At 42.9% G+C, this 13076-nt stretch carries 14 protein-coding genes; 2 read left to right on the top strand and 12 right to left on the bottom strand.

What is annotated here, in order from left to right; all coding sequences use genetic code 11:
* Positions 1 to 6: 6 nt before the first annotated feature.
* From ABWW58_RS16105 to ABWW58_RS16055, 11 genes are all read right to left on the bottom strand, one after another.
* Positions 7 to 918 carry an LCP family glycopolymer transferase gene (locus ABWW58_RS16105; protein ID WP_353870095.1) on the bottom strand — a complete coding sequence of 304 codons (912 nt, stop codon included), beginning with the start codon at positions 916 to 918 and terminating at the stop codon, positions 7 to 9.
* Between the two features lie 256 nt (positions 919 to 1174).
* Positions 1175 to 2182: a tagatose 1,6-diphosphate aldolase gene (locus ABWW58_RS16100; RefSeq protein WP_353870094.1), complete on the bottom strand. Its 1008-nt coding sequence runs from the start codon at positions 2180 to 2182 to the stop codon at positions 1175 to 1177.
* Positions 2183 to 2435: 253 nt separating this feature from the next.
* On the bottom strand, positions 2436 to 3839 hold the full coding sequence (locus tag ABWW58_RS16095) for a PTS transporter subunit IIC (RefSeq protein ID WP_353870093.1): 1404 nt from the start codon (positions 3837 to 3839) through the stop codon (positions 2436 to 2438).
* Positions 3840 to 3884: 45 nt separating this feature from the next.
* Positions 3885 to 4187 carry a PTS sugar transporter subunit IIB gene (locus ABWW58_RS16090; protein WP_353870092.1) on the bottom strand — a complete coding sequence of 101 codons (303 nt, stop codon included), beginning with the start codon at positions 4185 to 4187 and terminating at the stop codon, positions 3885 to 3887.
* 20 nt (positions 4188 to 4207) lie between these two features.
* On the bottom strand, positions 4208 to 4681 hold the full coding sequence (locus tag ABWW58_RS16085) for a PTS sugar transporter subunit IIA (RefSeq protein WP_353870091.1): 474 nt from the start codon (positions 4679 to 4681) through the stop codon (positions 4208 to 4210).
* Entirely contained in the window at positions 4656 to 5624 is a 969-nt protein-coding gene (gene pfkB, locus ABWW58_RS16080; RefSeq protein WP_353870090.1) for a 1-phosphofructokinase, read from the bottom strand. The genes ABWW58_RS16085 and pfkB overlap by 26 nt, the downstream gene beginning before the upstream one ends.
* A 33-nt stretch (positions 5625 to 5657) precedes the next feature.
* Positions 5658 to 6173, bottom strand: a complete 516-nt coding sequence (lacB, locus tag ABWW58_RS16075; protein WP_353870089.1) for a galactose-6-phosphate isomerase subunit LacB — start codon at positions 6171 to 6173, stop codon at positions 5658 to 5660.
* Between the two features lie 53 nt (positions 6174 to 6226).
* Positions 6227 to 6655, bottom strand: coding sequence for a galactose-6-phosphate isomerase subunit LacA (gene lacA, locus ABWW58_RS16070; RefSeq protein WP_353870088.1), 429 nt, complete (start codon positions 6653 to 6655; stop codon positions 6227 to 6229).
* A gap of 19 nt (positions 6656 to 6674) precedes the next feature.
* Positions 6675 to 7430, bottom strand: coding sequence for a DeoR/GlpR family DNA-binding transcription regulator (locus ABWW58_RS16065; protein ID WP_353870143.1), 756 nt, complete (start codon positions 7428 to 7430; stop codon positions 6675 to 6677).
* 320 nt (positions 7431 to 7750) lie between these two features.
* Positions 7751 to 9031, bottom strand: coding sequence for an Nramp family divalent metal transporter (locus ABWW58_RS16060; protein ID WP_353870087.1), 1281 nt, complete (start codon positions 9029 to 9031; stop codon positions 7751 to 7753).
* Positions 9032 to 9245: 214 nt separating this feature from the next.
* Positions 9246 to 10277 (bottom strand): YkvI family membrane protein, encoded by a 1032-nt coding sequence (locus tag ABWW58_RS16055; RefSeq protein WP_353870086.1) that lies wholly within the window; start codon positions 10275 to 10277, stop codon positions 9246 to 9248.
* A 355-nt stretch (positions 10278 to 10632) separates the two neighbouring features.
* Here ABWW58_RS16055 and rsgA point away from each other — a divergent pair, with 355 nt between their 5' ends.
* Together rsgA and ABWW58_RS16045 are read left to right on the top strand one after the other, a co-directional pair.
* Complete coding sequence (gene rsgA / locus ABWW58_RS16050) at positions 10633 to 11688, top strand: ribosome small subunit-dependent GTPase A (RefSeq protein ID WP_353870085.1); 1056 nt, start codon at positions 10633 to 10635, stop codon at positions 11686 to 11688.
* Between the two features lie 507 nt (positions 11689 to 12195).
* A complete protein-coding gene (locus tag ABWW58_RS16045) occupies positions 12196 to 12729 on the top strand; it encodes a GNAT family N-acetyltransferase (protein ID WP_353870084.1) in 534 nt (177 codons plus the stop codon).
* A 53-nt stretch (positions 12730 to 12782) separates the two neighbouring features.
* On the opposite strand, the gene ABWW58_RS16040 is transcribed toward ABWW58_RS16045, so the two are convergent.
* Positions 12783 to 12881 carry a YjcZ family sporulation protein gene (locus ABWW58_RS16040; RefSeq protein WP_353870083.1) on the bottom strand — a complete coding sequence of 33 codons (99 nt, stop codon included), beginning with the start codon at positions 12879 to 12881 and terminating at the stop codon, positions 12783 to 12785.
* Between the last annotated feature and the right edge of the window lie 195 nt (positions 12882 to 13076).

Genomic DNA, 13076 nt, shown 5'->3' with positions numbered 1-13076 from the left:
CGTTAATTAGTTATTCAACTGTTCATTAATCATATCATGGACTCTTTGTTTTTCAGCTGATCCGACGACAAGATAGTAAATTCCATTAATCTTCTGGCCTTGCCCTTTTACTTCGTAATTAATGGAATGCTTCCGCGCGTCACGATAATTAAACGCAAGATTCTTCATGTCGTCAAAAGTCAGGTTTGTCTTCACATTGTCACCAAGTGCATTGAGAATCTGAGTGTAGCGCGAAACTGATGAAACAGTCGCCATCTTATTTACAATAGCCATGATCACATCACGTTGTCTCTGATTCCGTCCGAAGTCTCCTTGAGGGTCGAGGTGACGCATCCGTACGTAGCCCATCGCTTTTGCCCCTGTGTCCAGAGTAATGTTGCCGCGCGCGTAGTGATAACCCTTCTTATAGTAGCCTTCATCGTTCCAGTCAAGCTTGTTATTTACGGTTACGCCGCCGACTGCATTGACGAGTTCACTCATACCTTCCATATTAATTTTAATGTAGAAGTCGAATGGAATATCACCGATAAATTTCTCTGCAGTATCTTCAGCCATTTTCGTACCGCCGTACGCGTACGCCGCATTGATTTTATCAATGGTTCCGCGACCAACAATCTCTGTTCGCGTATCACGTGGGATGGAGATCATCTGCATCGTTTTCGTCGTTGGATTCAAGGTCGTCGCAATCATCGTATCGGAACGACCGCGATCACCTTTACGTTCATCGACACCAAGTAGGAGCAAGCTGATCGCCTTTTTTTGCGAAACCGCCTGATGATTTCCTTTTCCTCCGGAAGTTTCGTACATATTGCCTGCAGTGGCTGCAACCGAATGATACATCCACCAAACATACCCCCCACCCGCGGCGAAAAGGACAACAATAATACTTCCGATTGTCAGTAATATTTTCTTTTTCATGATCTCTTCCCTTTTCTTTATAGATTCATCTTTGTATTCGAGTACATCACAAATGATAGTGAAATCATAACATGTCCCTTAGAGAATGTGAACATCATCATCGTACCCCGAAACATACCGAAAGATAAACTTCGCTCTGTTATTTTGTTAATTAGGGGTTATACGACAAAATAGTTGTTTTTCCGGTACTATGTAAAAAGAAGGCGCAACAGATAAAAAATCCGTCGCGCCTTCTCATTAATTGATTGGTACTAAATTAGTCAACGACTTCGATCTTGTCTTTGCCGCCGAATTTGTCATACCAAGGAGTTGCGTTTTCAGCAAGAATCGCGTTGAGTTCTTCAACGTTCGCCTTACCTTGAGAACGAAGCCATTTAATAGCTCCTTCTTCTCCACCCTTGCCGTATGCTTCAACGCCGTCACGCCATGTAGCGCGGCCGCAAAGTACGCCATTGTATTTTGCACCTGCATCATGTGCGAATACGAGTGTCTTCTGGAAGAGTTCAGTTGAAACGCCTGCGCTCAGCCAGATGTAAGGGATCGTTGTCAGTTTGTCTACTTCGAGGAAGTAGTTCTTTGCTTCTTCAGCAGTGTAAACAGGAGCATTTTCGCCAACACCTTCAACGCGGCTCATGTCAACAGGAACTTCCAATTTCAGAACGTCGATACCATAGCGTTCTTGTGTGAAGACCTTGATCGAGTCAAGAACCTTTTGCGGTTTAATTTTCGCATATGCTTCTTTGTCAGTAACGTTTTCATCATAAGTTACGATTTCGAAGAAGAGCGGAATATCTTCTGCTTTACATTCAGAACCAATGCGTTCTACGAATGCTTTCTTAACATCGTTGATTTCATCTGGTTCATCAGGGTCAAAGTAAACGAGCAATTTAACAGCAGTACCGCCGTTTTCTTTGATACGTTTTACAGACCAGTTAGGAAGAAGGTCAGGAATACGGCCGGCTTCAGTAGCGTCGTAACCTGTTTTTTCATATGAAGTCAAAAGACCACAAGAAGCTGCGCGTGCTTTGCCCGCTGGAATACCATATTCAGGGTCAAGCAGAATTGCGCTTGCATATGGAGTTAATTCTTTAGAAACGAGCGTTTTGAAATCCGCCAGTTCTTCAACCGTAGCGTCTTTACCTTGAGCTGCGCCGATCATTCTCTTCAAAGAACCACGTTGATCGATCGCGAGTGCGGCGATAACGCCATTTTTGTCGGACAACTGTTCGAGAAATTCAAACTTACCTTTGGAAATTTTAACCATTACTGATAACCTCCAGAAAATTTATTGGACAACAAACATGTCCGATAATATAAATAAACGACAAACAACCGTCGCACCTTCATCAGGTGGCCTATCGTTTTTATCTCACAAACTTCATTTTACGTCATTTTCTGTCATAAAGTCAATTTCATAAATTCAATAATCCTGTGAACAATTTTTTTCTTGATTTCAGAGTGAAAGGCCACGAAGTGTTTGATCACGTTCACGGCCTTTTAATAGCACAAGAATCCTATTATTCTGCTTCAGAATACGCTTGATTTCTCTTTTTCATCTGGTGAGCGTACCATACGAACAAACCGATATAAACAATCAATGCAATGATTGCGTATAAAATAAATTGCGCGTTACCTTCAGTCGCTTTACCAACGAGTACCGCAAGAACCTTTTCAAGTGGTCCTTCCATTGTGGAATGGGTTATTAAGTGGGTCGATGCGACACCTGCTGGGAACGCCCCTACCGCCTTAGCTGTTTGTGTCACAAACGGAGCGATCATTGTTCCTGAAACAAGGAACAGTGGCAGCAAAATTGTGCCAATTACGATCATACGAATCAATTTCCCACGAGTGACAACAAGAAGTGCAGGTGTTAGACCCATTGCAATGATCCCGCCAAGTGGAAGAATATGATTGCTTGGTATGATTAAGGCTTCGACAAGCAAAATTGGAGCGAGCACGTTCGCAGCCGCCCAAATTTCGGCGCGGCCTGCGATAAATGGCCAGTCAAGCCCAATATTGAATGTTCTTCCTTTAAAATGCTTGCTTGTCATATTCGTAATTCCTTGAGAAAGCGGCTCGACAGCTGCAATAAACCATGCACCGATTAAAGAGAACAATTCAAGACAAACACCGGCTGTAAAAGCAAGTGTGAATGTATCTTGCAGCGATTGTCGAGACACCAGACCAATGAACAGGCCTAAGTAGACGCCGATAGCAAATTTACTTCCCCAAAAACCAATTTTCTTATTTAATTTTGCGGCATCAAAATCATATTTATCAAGAAACGGCAAAAACTTATCGAAGAATTTATCAAAAAGCATGATGACCGGGTTCAACATATAGTTCATATGCGTCGATGTCATCGGATTACTTTTCGGCGCATGCAAAAGATCAGTAAATGTTGGTTTCATCAAGTCGGAATTAATGATCTTCATGGCACCAATGACAATAACCAATAATGTAGCTACAAGTAGATTATGGCTATAATACATGACGAGAAGACCCGTAATTGATAAATGCCAAACGTCAAAAACATCGACGTCAAGTGTATTAGTCTTTTTAATCGATAGCATGATAACGTTTACAACAACAATAATTAATAAGAAATAAAGCGTGTAAGCTGAGCCCCATGTGATTGTGGCAAGCGGCGCCCAACCAACATCCGTAATAGATAGATTGATACCGGTCGATTTAACGAACCCAACTAATGCTTTAGAAAATCCACTAGTTAAGATGTTAATAACCGCGCTAATACCTGTCAATGCAATAGCTAATTTCAAACCGCCTTCAATCGCTTTTGTCGGCTTAACTTTCATAGCTAGAGCGAGCACAGTTAAAATAATGAACATCATCGGTGGCGCACCTAGAGAAATGATCGGCTTAAAAATGGTATTCGAAAAATCGACAATACTTTGAATCATCTCTTATTCCTCCCCGCTCGCGCATTCTATGCGCAATGAACCTTTTTATTTTTTTAATCCTTTAAGAACCGTTTCAAGTTCATCGAAGACCGGTGCAGACATGGCAGGTATACGGTACAGAATTGGTCCTGCTTCAACTACAGGTATATTAATTTCAAAACCAAGATCTGGAGTCGAAATGGGGACAAATACATCGTATTTACTGATGACTTCCTCATTGACATCCTTAATCATCAAGGCATCTGCCTGTACTTCAAAACCTCTGTTTCGCATTTCTTCCTCGACCGCATCCTTAATTTGATGACTTGAATTCACACCTGCGCCACAAGCTGCTAGAATTTTAATCATAGTCAATTCACCCCTTATGTTTATTTTGAATTAAGATACTGAAAAATTTCTTCACTGTCCGTCATTTCGCTTAATTTCGAGACGCTGTCCGTTTGCGTAAAGAACGACATGAGATAAGACAATAGATTCGTTTGGCTGTTCTTCTCATCATTAAGGATAAAAAACGCGAAACGCACAGCAATATGTTTGCTTGGAGCAATCATATTTCTAAAATCAATTGGGTTCTTCAGAATTGCGACCGCAATCCCCTTCCAGTTACAAAACTCAACTTCGGTATGCGGAATCGCCACATTTGGGGTATTGGCCCCAACAACACGTAAATCCAAGCCTGTAGGGAAGTTCTTTTCACGTTCAGCAAGTGAAGGAACATACCCCTCTTTAACAAGACCTCGATCAAACAATTTCTGACCAACCGATTTGAAAAGTTCTTCTGCGTCACCGACTTCTTCAAAAAATATCAGATCCTTATCAAATAGTTGTTGCGTTCCCATCATTGAACTTTTCCTCCTCCCTGTAGTGACTAATCTCAACACGCATCAAAAACGGTACAATCTGTTCACTATCAATAAAGCCTGTTTTATCTTCCATAGCATTTAGGGTTCCAAAGGTGACACCATAAGCAAGAACTCGTTCTAATGGTTCATTGCGGCTGATTGCGTAGGCGAAACCAGCAATCATAGAATCTCCGGAGCCAACCGGGTTAACCGTTTTCATTTTTGGCGGAACCGCTTTATATAGGACACCGTTACAGCATCCAATCACACCGTTTTTGCCAAGAGAAACCATTACATAATCAATCCCTGATTCTTCTGCCAAATGTTTGACCGTATCGATGATTTCTTCTTCATTGGCTAATGGTCTGCCAATGAGTGCGGCTAATTCATCCTGATTCGGTTTGATCAGCGCAGGACGCGCTTTAATTCCTTCAAATAATGATTCACCGCTTGTGTCGAGCAAGAATGGTTTTCCTTTTTCTCGAGCGCGTTCAATCAACTTCTGGTAGAAGTTCGGTTTTAAGCCTTTGGGAAGACTTCCGGAAGCGGTGACCACATCCGCTTTATCAAGCAATACTTCATAATGTCTGAGGAACGCATCTGCCTCTTCTTCGGAAATGGTCGGGCCGCCTTCAAGAATCTCTGTCTGATTTCCTTCATGCATGATCGCAAGGCAGTGACGGGTATTTCCCGCTATAGAAACAAAACTATTTCTGATTCCCCTTTTACCAAGCTCTTCGGAGATGAATTCTCCTGTTTTTCCGCCAAGAAAACCCGTTGCACAGACCGGCTCATCGGCACATTGAAGGACGCGCGTGACGTTAAGTCCTTTACCTCCTGGTGTCTTCCCAACCTGTTCACAGCGATTCACCTGATCCATCAATAATTTATCGAGCCGGTAATTCATATCGATCGCAGGATTCAAGGTTAAAGTTAAAATCAATGATTCCACCGACTTTCTGATCAATTTTCACGTTCAATCGTGATAATAACCGGCCGCCCATTTTTCGTTATACTCATCAAAAATATGTGCATTGTGATTAGCTTCATCACTCATTGGAATGCTGTCAATTTTTTCGATCAGTGCTTTATTTTCCGATGTCGGTTTATAGTCCGCTTCCAGGAAAGCATCTACAATATTTTCAATAAGACCGATTCCGGAAATTCGGCCACCCATTCCGATCACATTAGCGTTCAACTGTTCCTTCGCGTAAACAGCTGTGCCGACATCACGGACAAGTGCCGCGCGCACACCTTTAACTTTATTCACACTGTTAGTGATCCCAACGCCGGTGCCGCAAATCGTAATCCCAAGATCTACTTTTCCTGATGTGACCGCTTCACCGACTTTGCGTCCGTAAATGGGATAATGCGTTCTCACTTTGTCATACGTGCCGACATCAAGTACTTCATATCCTTTTTCTTTCAAGTATCCGACCATGTGATCTTTGATCTCTGTTACGATGTGGTCACACCCAATTGCTACTTTCACTGTTCATCGCTCCTTAAACCTATTTCAAATTTTTCAAATCTCAGCGGGTTTTCTCAGCACATTCTGTTTAACATATCGACGCGTACTTGATGACGTCCACCAGCGTAATCGCTTTCAATAAATGCATTGGCACAGCCTTCAGCCAGCTTTTCGCCGACAATACCTGAACCAAGCGTAATAATCGACGCATTATTATGGCTACGCGTCATTTTCGAAGAATGTTCGTCGGATGTTTCTGCACAGATCACACCTTTAAATTTGGTCGCGACCATAAACGATCCTGCACCATATTCGTCAATCGCAATACCGCGGTCCCCTTCTTGCTCCTGCATCGCTTTCGCAACTCTGGAAGCGGATTCAATAAAGTCCACACCGGATTCCGGTGTTTTATCAACGACTTCATACCCTTTTTCTCCTAGATACGCTTTCAGATGTTCCTTAAGTGCAGCACCTTTTCTGTCCGAACCAATAATAATCTTCATTTCTCGTTCCTCCTGTGAGTTAATAGATGAGCTGTGTGTAATTCTTGTAAAACTCAGCTGTTTCTTCATCGATACCAGGATCTGTAACAATGCCGGTCAAATCACTAATTTTATAAAAACGGTGGAATGCTTCCATACCGAATTTTGAATGGTCGGCAACCACATAACGTTCTCCGGCATTATCCAGAATCAGCTTCTGTCCACTGCCCTCATCTTCATTGGCGGTGGTAACATAAAGATCAATAATTCCATTGGTCCCTATAAACGCTTTGTTCACATTAATTTGATTCAGTAATTGATTAGCGAAATATCCGATAAATGTTCCCGATCTTTGCCGATAACGTCCACCAATTAGTATCACATCAAATCTGCTGTCTTCTTTAAAACGCTCGAAAATCGTAATTGCGTTGGTGACGATATCTGCGTGCTGGATGTGGTTCAAATAATCATAAATTAATTCGTTCGTCGTTCCTGGGCCAATAAAAACCGTTTCATCATTTTTAATTAGTTCCGCACATTTCGAAGCAATGTAGCGTTTCTCCTCAACATTGATGGTTCGTTTTTGACCATGTGAAAGTTCGGTGTAGTTACGAACTCTTTTCTTTCTCGCTCCTCCATGGATGCGCACAAGCAGCTGTTTGGCCTCAAGATCGTCTAAATCACGACGAATCGTCATTTCTGTGACATCCAATTTTTTCGCCAAATCGGTGACTCTTACAGTATCTAATTGATCAACTTGCTGCATGATTTTTTGAAAGCGTTCCTCTTTCAACATCACATCATTCTCCTCCTCCTCAAGAAACCACTCAGAATAGATTCACTCTTCGGTTCTTTTGATTTACTATTTTCATTAATGTTTTAAAATGTTCTTTTTTGTTTACAAATGTAGTTTATCATGTAAACGTTATCTTTTCAACTGTTATTTTCTATTGTCACAGCTTTGACAAAGCTTCTCTTTTTACCATTAAATAGGGTTTATTTGTACTGATCCAGTCAACGGTTTCATTTTTGTTCGATTATGTTTTTTTATAAAAAAAGAATCCCGACATGCGGAATTCTTTTCAACTTTCTGTATGAAGTTCATTCATGTTTATATTATCCAAAGAATGTTTGGTAGAGCAGGAAAACATTCAAACAAATCACGACAGCTGCGATTGCCCAGGCGGTGGCAGTTGTCACTTTGTGGTTCACAAGCTGCCCCATAATTGCCTTATTACTTGTGAAAACAATGAGCGGAATAATTGCTAATGCGATGCCAAACGATAAAACTACTTGGCTCATAACAAGTGCTTTTGTCGCGTTTGCTCCCGAGATGATCAGGATCAGCGGCGGAAGCATCGAACAAATGCGTCGTAAAAAGACCGGAATACGTTTATGAATAAACCCCTGCATCATAATATCGCCTGCCAGCGTGCCGACCGATGAGCTCGACAATCCCGCAGAGAGAAGACCGACACCGAACAAAACACCGGCAATCGGACCGATATACGTACTGAATCCGTGGAAAGCAACGGACAAATCATCAATAATTTCATTGCCGAAAAATGTGGATCCTGCCACGGCAAGCATAATTGCGTTAATCACACCGGCAATAATCATCGCAATCAAAATATCAATGAGTTCGAATCGGAAAATCTTTTTGCGTTCTGCGTCGTTCTGTCCGATGACCCGACGGCAAGTGAGCCCTGAGTGCATGTAAATGGCATGCGGCATCACTGTGGCGCCAAGGATCCCCGCAGCGAGCAATACACTATCGGCTCCTTGAAACTGCGGAACAAAGCCTTGGACAAACGGTTTGAACTCAGGCAAAGCAAAAAGTATTTCAAAGCTGAACGCGATAACCACGATAAAAACCATCAAGGCGATCACCATTTCAAGCGGACGGAAGCCCTTGACCTGAAATACAAGAATCAACAGCGCGCAAATCGCAGTCAAAATTGCGGATGGAATCATTGGCAATCCAAAAACGAGATGGAATCCAAGCGCCGCTCCGATAAATTCGGCAAGATCGGTCGCCATAATCATGATTTCTCCTTGAATCCAATAAAAAATCGAAACTTTTCGCGGCCAACGGTCACGTATAATCTCCGGAAGATTATGTGACGTTGCGATGCCGACTTTAGCGGATAACGTCTGAATGAGAATCGCCATTAAGTTGGAGACGACGACTACCCAAAGAAGCATATAGCCGAATTGTGACCCGGCCTGAATATTTGTCGCATAGTTGCCGGGATCAATATAAGCAACCGCCGCGATAAACGCGGGTCCAATAAATGGAAGCATTTGCCTCCAACCTTTTGATTTCCCAATTGCCTGATCAAATGATTGCGTGTGTGGTTCTGAGCCGATTGAATCGGGAGATTGTCTTTTCACCATAGTCGTTTTTTCTAATTTGTTCAGTCCGATCTCGAGTATTCTCGGACGGACATGACGCTCCTCCTTTTTTGCTCAAAGAATATATGTTTCTCAAAAGAAACTTATGTGCCTATCAATAACCTACTTTATTCTTCTACATATTGCAACTAATTTTTCCTTTAATTTTTGTTAGGTGAGTAAAATAATTTTCAATAAAAGACATTTTTCATCAAAATCAGCGTTGTTTTTCAGGAAGGCGCACGAAGCACATATAGATGAAAATCACGGCACATAGCGCGCCATACAGAGGATAAAGCGTGGAGATGAGTGAACCGTAGCCAAACTGTCCGATAACAAAGGTACAGATAATTAATGTGAGCATGGCAAAACGAATCGTGAACAGCGCTGGAAACACGCTGTGAAGCTGTCTGGTCAGACCGAATATATTTCCAACAAATGTAGTCAGTATTTCTCCGAAAATGACGCAGACAAATGCTATATGCATCCATGAACCAAGTGGTCGTACCATCTCCGCCATGGGCAGTTCGTACAGAGCAATATCGGATTTCCCCAACATCATCAGATGGGATAGGAAGAGAAGCAACGCGAGTCCGCACCCTCCAAGAATCCCTCCATATTTCAGTACGCGTTCGTCTTTAAACTCCTTCGCCATCGGAACAAGCACAATAAGCGCCGTGGACAAATTAAAGGCAGAATAATTAAACGCCGCAAAAAGCCAGCGAATATGTCCCGACTCTGGAAAGAATTGAGCACCTGCTTTATTTGTCCAAAACGTGAGCAGCACAAAACTAACGAGCAAGGGAACAACAAGTGAATTAACAAACAGTAAACCACGGACACCTTTTATTAGAAAAAGAACTCCTAACAAAAGAGCAATTAGAATACCAATTTGACGGTTCCAGCCCAGTTGTTCACCAAATACCGCTCCTGATCCAGCCAGCATCACTCCGGTCATGCCCAAAATGATAAAAAATAACAAAGCTTGAATCACGCTGCCGATTCGCTCACCAAATAATGCAGTAATTAATTCATTAAAAGAATAAGCATCCATTCGCCTTGCATAGATCATCATTTTTGTACCGATCCATGTCATGAACACGCCACTTAGAATGGCTCCAATCGTACCATACGCATGGTATTGGGTAAAGAACTGAATAATTTCCCTTCCCGAGGCGAAACCGGCGCCGACAACCGTTCCAATGAATGTCGCCGCGACCTGTAAAACACCGATAGCTTTTCCTTTCATTTGTATCGCCTCTTTTTCATTCACTGCCGCGCATGTCTTTCTGATTCATCTTATGCGCGGCTTGTCCTGTCCATGCCTTTTGAAATCTGCCTTTACAGCGATGATGATTCCTCGTATAATGAGTTGAGTAAATTTAGTTTAGGAAAGGGGATCTGTCTTATGGCAAATGTAACGAACATTACCGCATACAATCTCATTGTCGCGTGCCGCCGGTCCCCAATACTCAGAAACATCTGAATGTTGTACTGACTATTAGGGAGCGGGGGCCTGTCACAGGGCAACTTCCATTTTGTGAGAAGACCGTGTGAACGGTCTTTTTTTCATACCTAATTTTCTTTCAACAGGAGGATTTTCATTGAACTTAAAAATGTATGGCTGGAATCATCATTTAGAAGAAACACCCTTGAATCTTGAAAGCGGTCAATCGGTCGGCCGCGTGATTTCCGAATATAAAGGACAGTACAAGTTGATTACGGAACGTGGTGAATATTTGGCCGAAGTTGCCGGAAAGATGCGCCACCAAGCGGATACGCGCGAAGATTTCCCGGCAGTTGGTGACTGGGTCATTATTCGTGAACGTCCGTCCGAACACAAAGCGACCATTGACTGTCTTCTACCCCGTTTCAGTAAATTTTCACGTCATGCGGCCGGCGGGGCAACTGTTGAACAGATTGTCGCCGCCAATATCGATACCGTATTTCTGGTCATGGCCCTCAACCATGACTTCAACATACGCAGGCTGGAACGCTACTTAACTATGGCCTGGGAGAGTGGCGCGAACCCTGTTGTCTTGCTGAGTAAGATGGATCTATGCTCAGATCTCAAAACGAAAATAGCGGAGGTCGAAGCGATTGCCTTTGGCGTTCCGATTATCAGCGTCAGCGCGCTCCATGATGATGGAAAAGATCAATTTGCCGACTATCTCGGTTTAGGAAAAACAGCTGTTTTTCTCGGCTCATCAGGTGCCGGAAAATCAACCTTAACCAACTGGCTCTGCGGTAAAGACATTCAGCTTGTAAACACGGTTCGCGCGGATGACGACCGCGGTCGCCACACGACAACGAATCGTGAACTGATCATCCTGCCCAATGGAGGTGTGCTCATTGACACGCCGGGTATGCGCGAGCTGCAACTCTGGACAGCCTCTGAAGAATCGCTTGACCATAGCTTCTCAGACATCGAAACACTTGCCGCTGCATGCCGATTTCGCAACTGCACGCACCATAATGAGCCAGAATGCGCGGTGCAGGCCGCACTGCAAGACGGCCGATTAACTCAGGAACGTTACACGAGTTACTTGAAACTGCAACGCGAGCTCGCGTTCGTGAAACGTAAAACTGATGTTCAGGAGCGTCTCAAGGAAAAGGCGCGTTGGAAGAACATCCATAAGGAAATGCGCCGCCGCCATTAGAAAACTGGGCTTCACCAAGCCTATGGCGTGGGCGAAGTCAAGTTTTCTAATAAATCATTCTGGTCCTTCATTAAGTAACGTGGCCGGAATAAAATAAGCGGAGATTTTCCGGCTATTTGCATCCTGGCGCTTGTTTCACAGGTAAATAAGGGTAATTTTTCCGCTTATTCACAGAAAAAGGCTCCATTTTCACGTTTTTCGATTCGATAAGCGGAGTTTCTCCGTCTATTTAAGCGATTTTTTCCTTCATTTTCTAATTAAGCGGAATTTTTCCGTTTATTTCTCAGATTGGGCGCTTACCTGATCGCCTAGCCCAACCGAATCTTATGACCTTATCGGCGTAACGGCAAGGCAAAACGCTCTACTTTTGTACCAGTGAAACAAAGACCTTCGTCTCAAATTGAGCGGAGGTCTTTGTTCTTGTGTATCTCATCTATGCTAAACTAATATTGAGTATTTTGACATGCAAACAATGAACCTGTCTCATATGGACATGGAGGAAAATGAATGAATCAGCGATTAAAACCATTGAAACACGGGGATTTTGACCTTTTTTATGAATTAATGAGTAATTCGTTTCCTCGCGCGGAATTTCGGTCCCGTGACAAGGAATTCGACCTATTAAATCAAATGAATTTCACCATTTTATCCCGCTATGATCAGTCAGGAAACGCACTAGAGGGAATTATTGCAGAGTGGTCTTTTAACGATTTTCTGTTTATCGAACACTTTGCCGTACAGTCAAGCTTGCGCGGACATGGAATCGGATCGCGCATGCTCAGAGAATATCTTAAGCGCGCGAATAAACCGGTGCTTATTGAGGTCGAAACACCAATGACTGATCTTGCGAAACGCAGAATCCAATTTTATGAACGGCTTGGTTTCACGCTTAGTGAATTTGGCTACATACAGCCGGATTTGCAGCAAACCGGCGAACACGTTCACTTACTCATGATGCAGTACCCAACTCCCTTGACCGAACAAGAGTTTCTTGCGTGTAATGAAGAAATTTTTCATTCAGTTTATGAAACAACTGTATAGAGATTATGTACAAAAGGATCGGCGCGGGGACACATCCGGTCGATCCTTTTTCCTTAATAAGCCCAAGAAGCACCAATGATGATTAAGAGAATAAACAGAACAACCACCAACGCGAAGCCTGAGCTTTTTCCATATCCTTCTGAAGCACCCATGATCCTCATCACCTCCACATGATTTTCCTTACTATCGTATGCGAATGCCCGAATTCGTTTCGCCCGTTTTTCGTTTTCTTAGTTTGCCTTGCTCTACATCTGTATGCCTAAGCTTCTGCACTGTGATAAAATGGCAATGATTGGTGTCAAGAATGTTGCCTACAGTGGTAACGATATTAAATGGACGGATCCTAC

Origin of the sequence: Sporolactobacillus caesalpiniae (assembly GCF_040513385.1) — a bacterium.
GTDB lineage: Bacteria > Bacillota > Bacilli > Bacillales > Sporolactobacillaceae > Sporolactobacillus.
This window is presented reverse-complemented; position numbering and strand designations above follow the sequence as displayed.

Coding starts and splice junctions, on each gene's coding strand:
- ABWW58_RS16105 (WP_353870095.1), bottom strand. CDS start 918: ATGAAAAAGAAAATATTACTGACAATCGGAAGTATTATTGTTGTCCTT.
- ABWW58_RS16100 (WP_353870094.1), bottom strand. CDS start 2,182: ATGGTTAAAATTTCCAAAGGTAAGTTTGAATTTCTCGAACAGTTGTCC.
- ABWW58_RS16095 (WP_353870093.1), bottom strand. CDS start 3,839: ATGATTCAAAGTATTGTCGATTTTTCGAATACCATTTTTAAGCCGATC.
- ABWW58_RS16090 (WP_353870092.1), bottom strand. CDS start 4,187: ATGATTAAAATTCTAGCAGCTTGTGGCGCAGGTGTGAATTCAAGTCAT.
- ABWW58_RS16085 (WP_353870091.1), bottom strand. CDS start 4,681: ATGATGGGAACGCAACAACTATTTGATAAGGATCTGATATTTTTTGAA.
- lacA (WP_353870088.1), bottom strand. CDS start 6,655: ATGAAGATTATTATTGGTTCGGACAGAAAAGGTGCTGCACTTAAGGAA.
- ABWW58_RS16065 (WP_353870143.1), bottom strand. CDS start 7,430: ATGTTGAAAGAGGAACGCTTTCAAAAAATCATGCAGCAAGTTGATCAA.
- ABWW58_RS16060 (WP_353870087.1), bottom strand. CDS start 9,031: ATGGTGAAAAGACAATCTCCCGATTCAATCGGCTCAGAACCACACACG.
- ABWW58_RS16055 (WP_353870086.1), bottom strand. CDS start 10,277: ATGAAAGGAAAAGCTATCGGTGTTTTACAGGTCGCGGCGACATTCATT.
- ABWW58_RS16045 (WP_353870084.1), top strand. CDS start 12,196: ATGAATCAGCGATTAAAACCATTGAAACACGGGGATTTTGACCTTTTT.
- ABWW58_RS16040 (WP_353870083.1), bottom strand. CDS start 12,881: ATGGGTGCTTCAGAAGGATATGGAAAAAGCTCAGGCTTCGCGTTGGTG.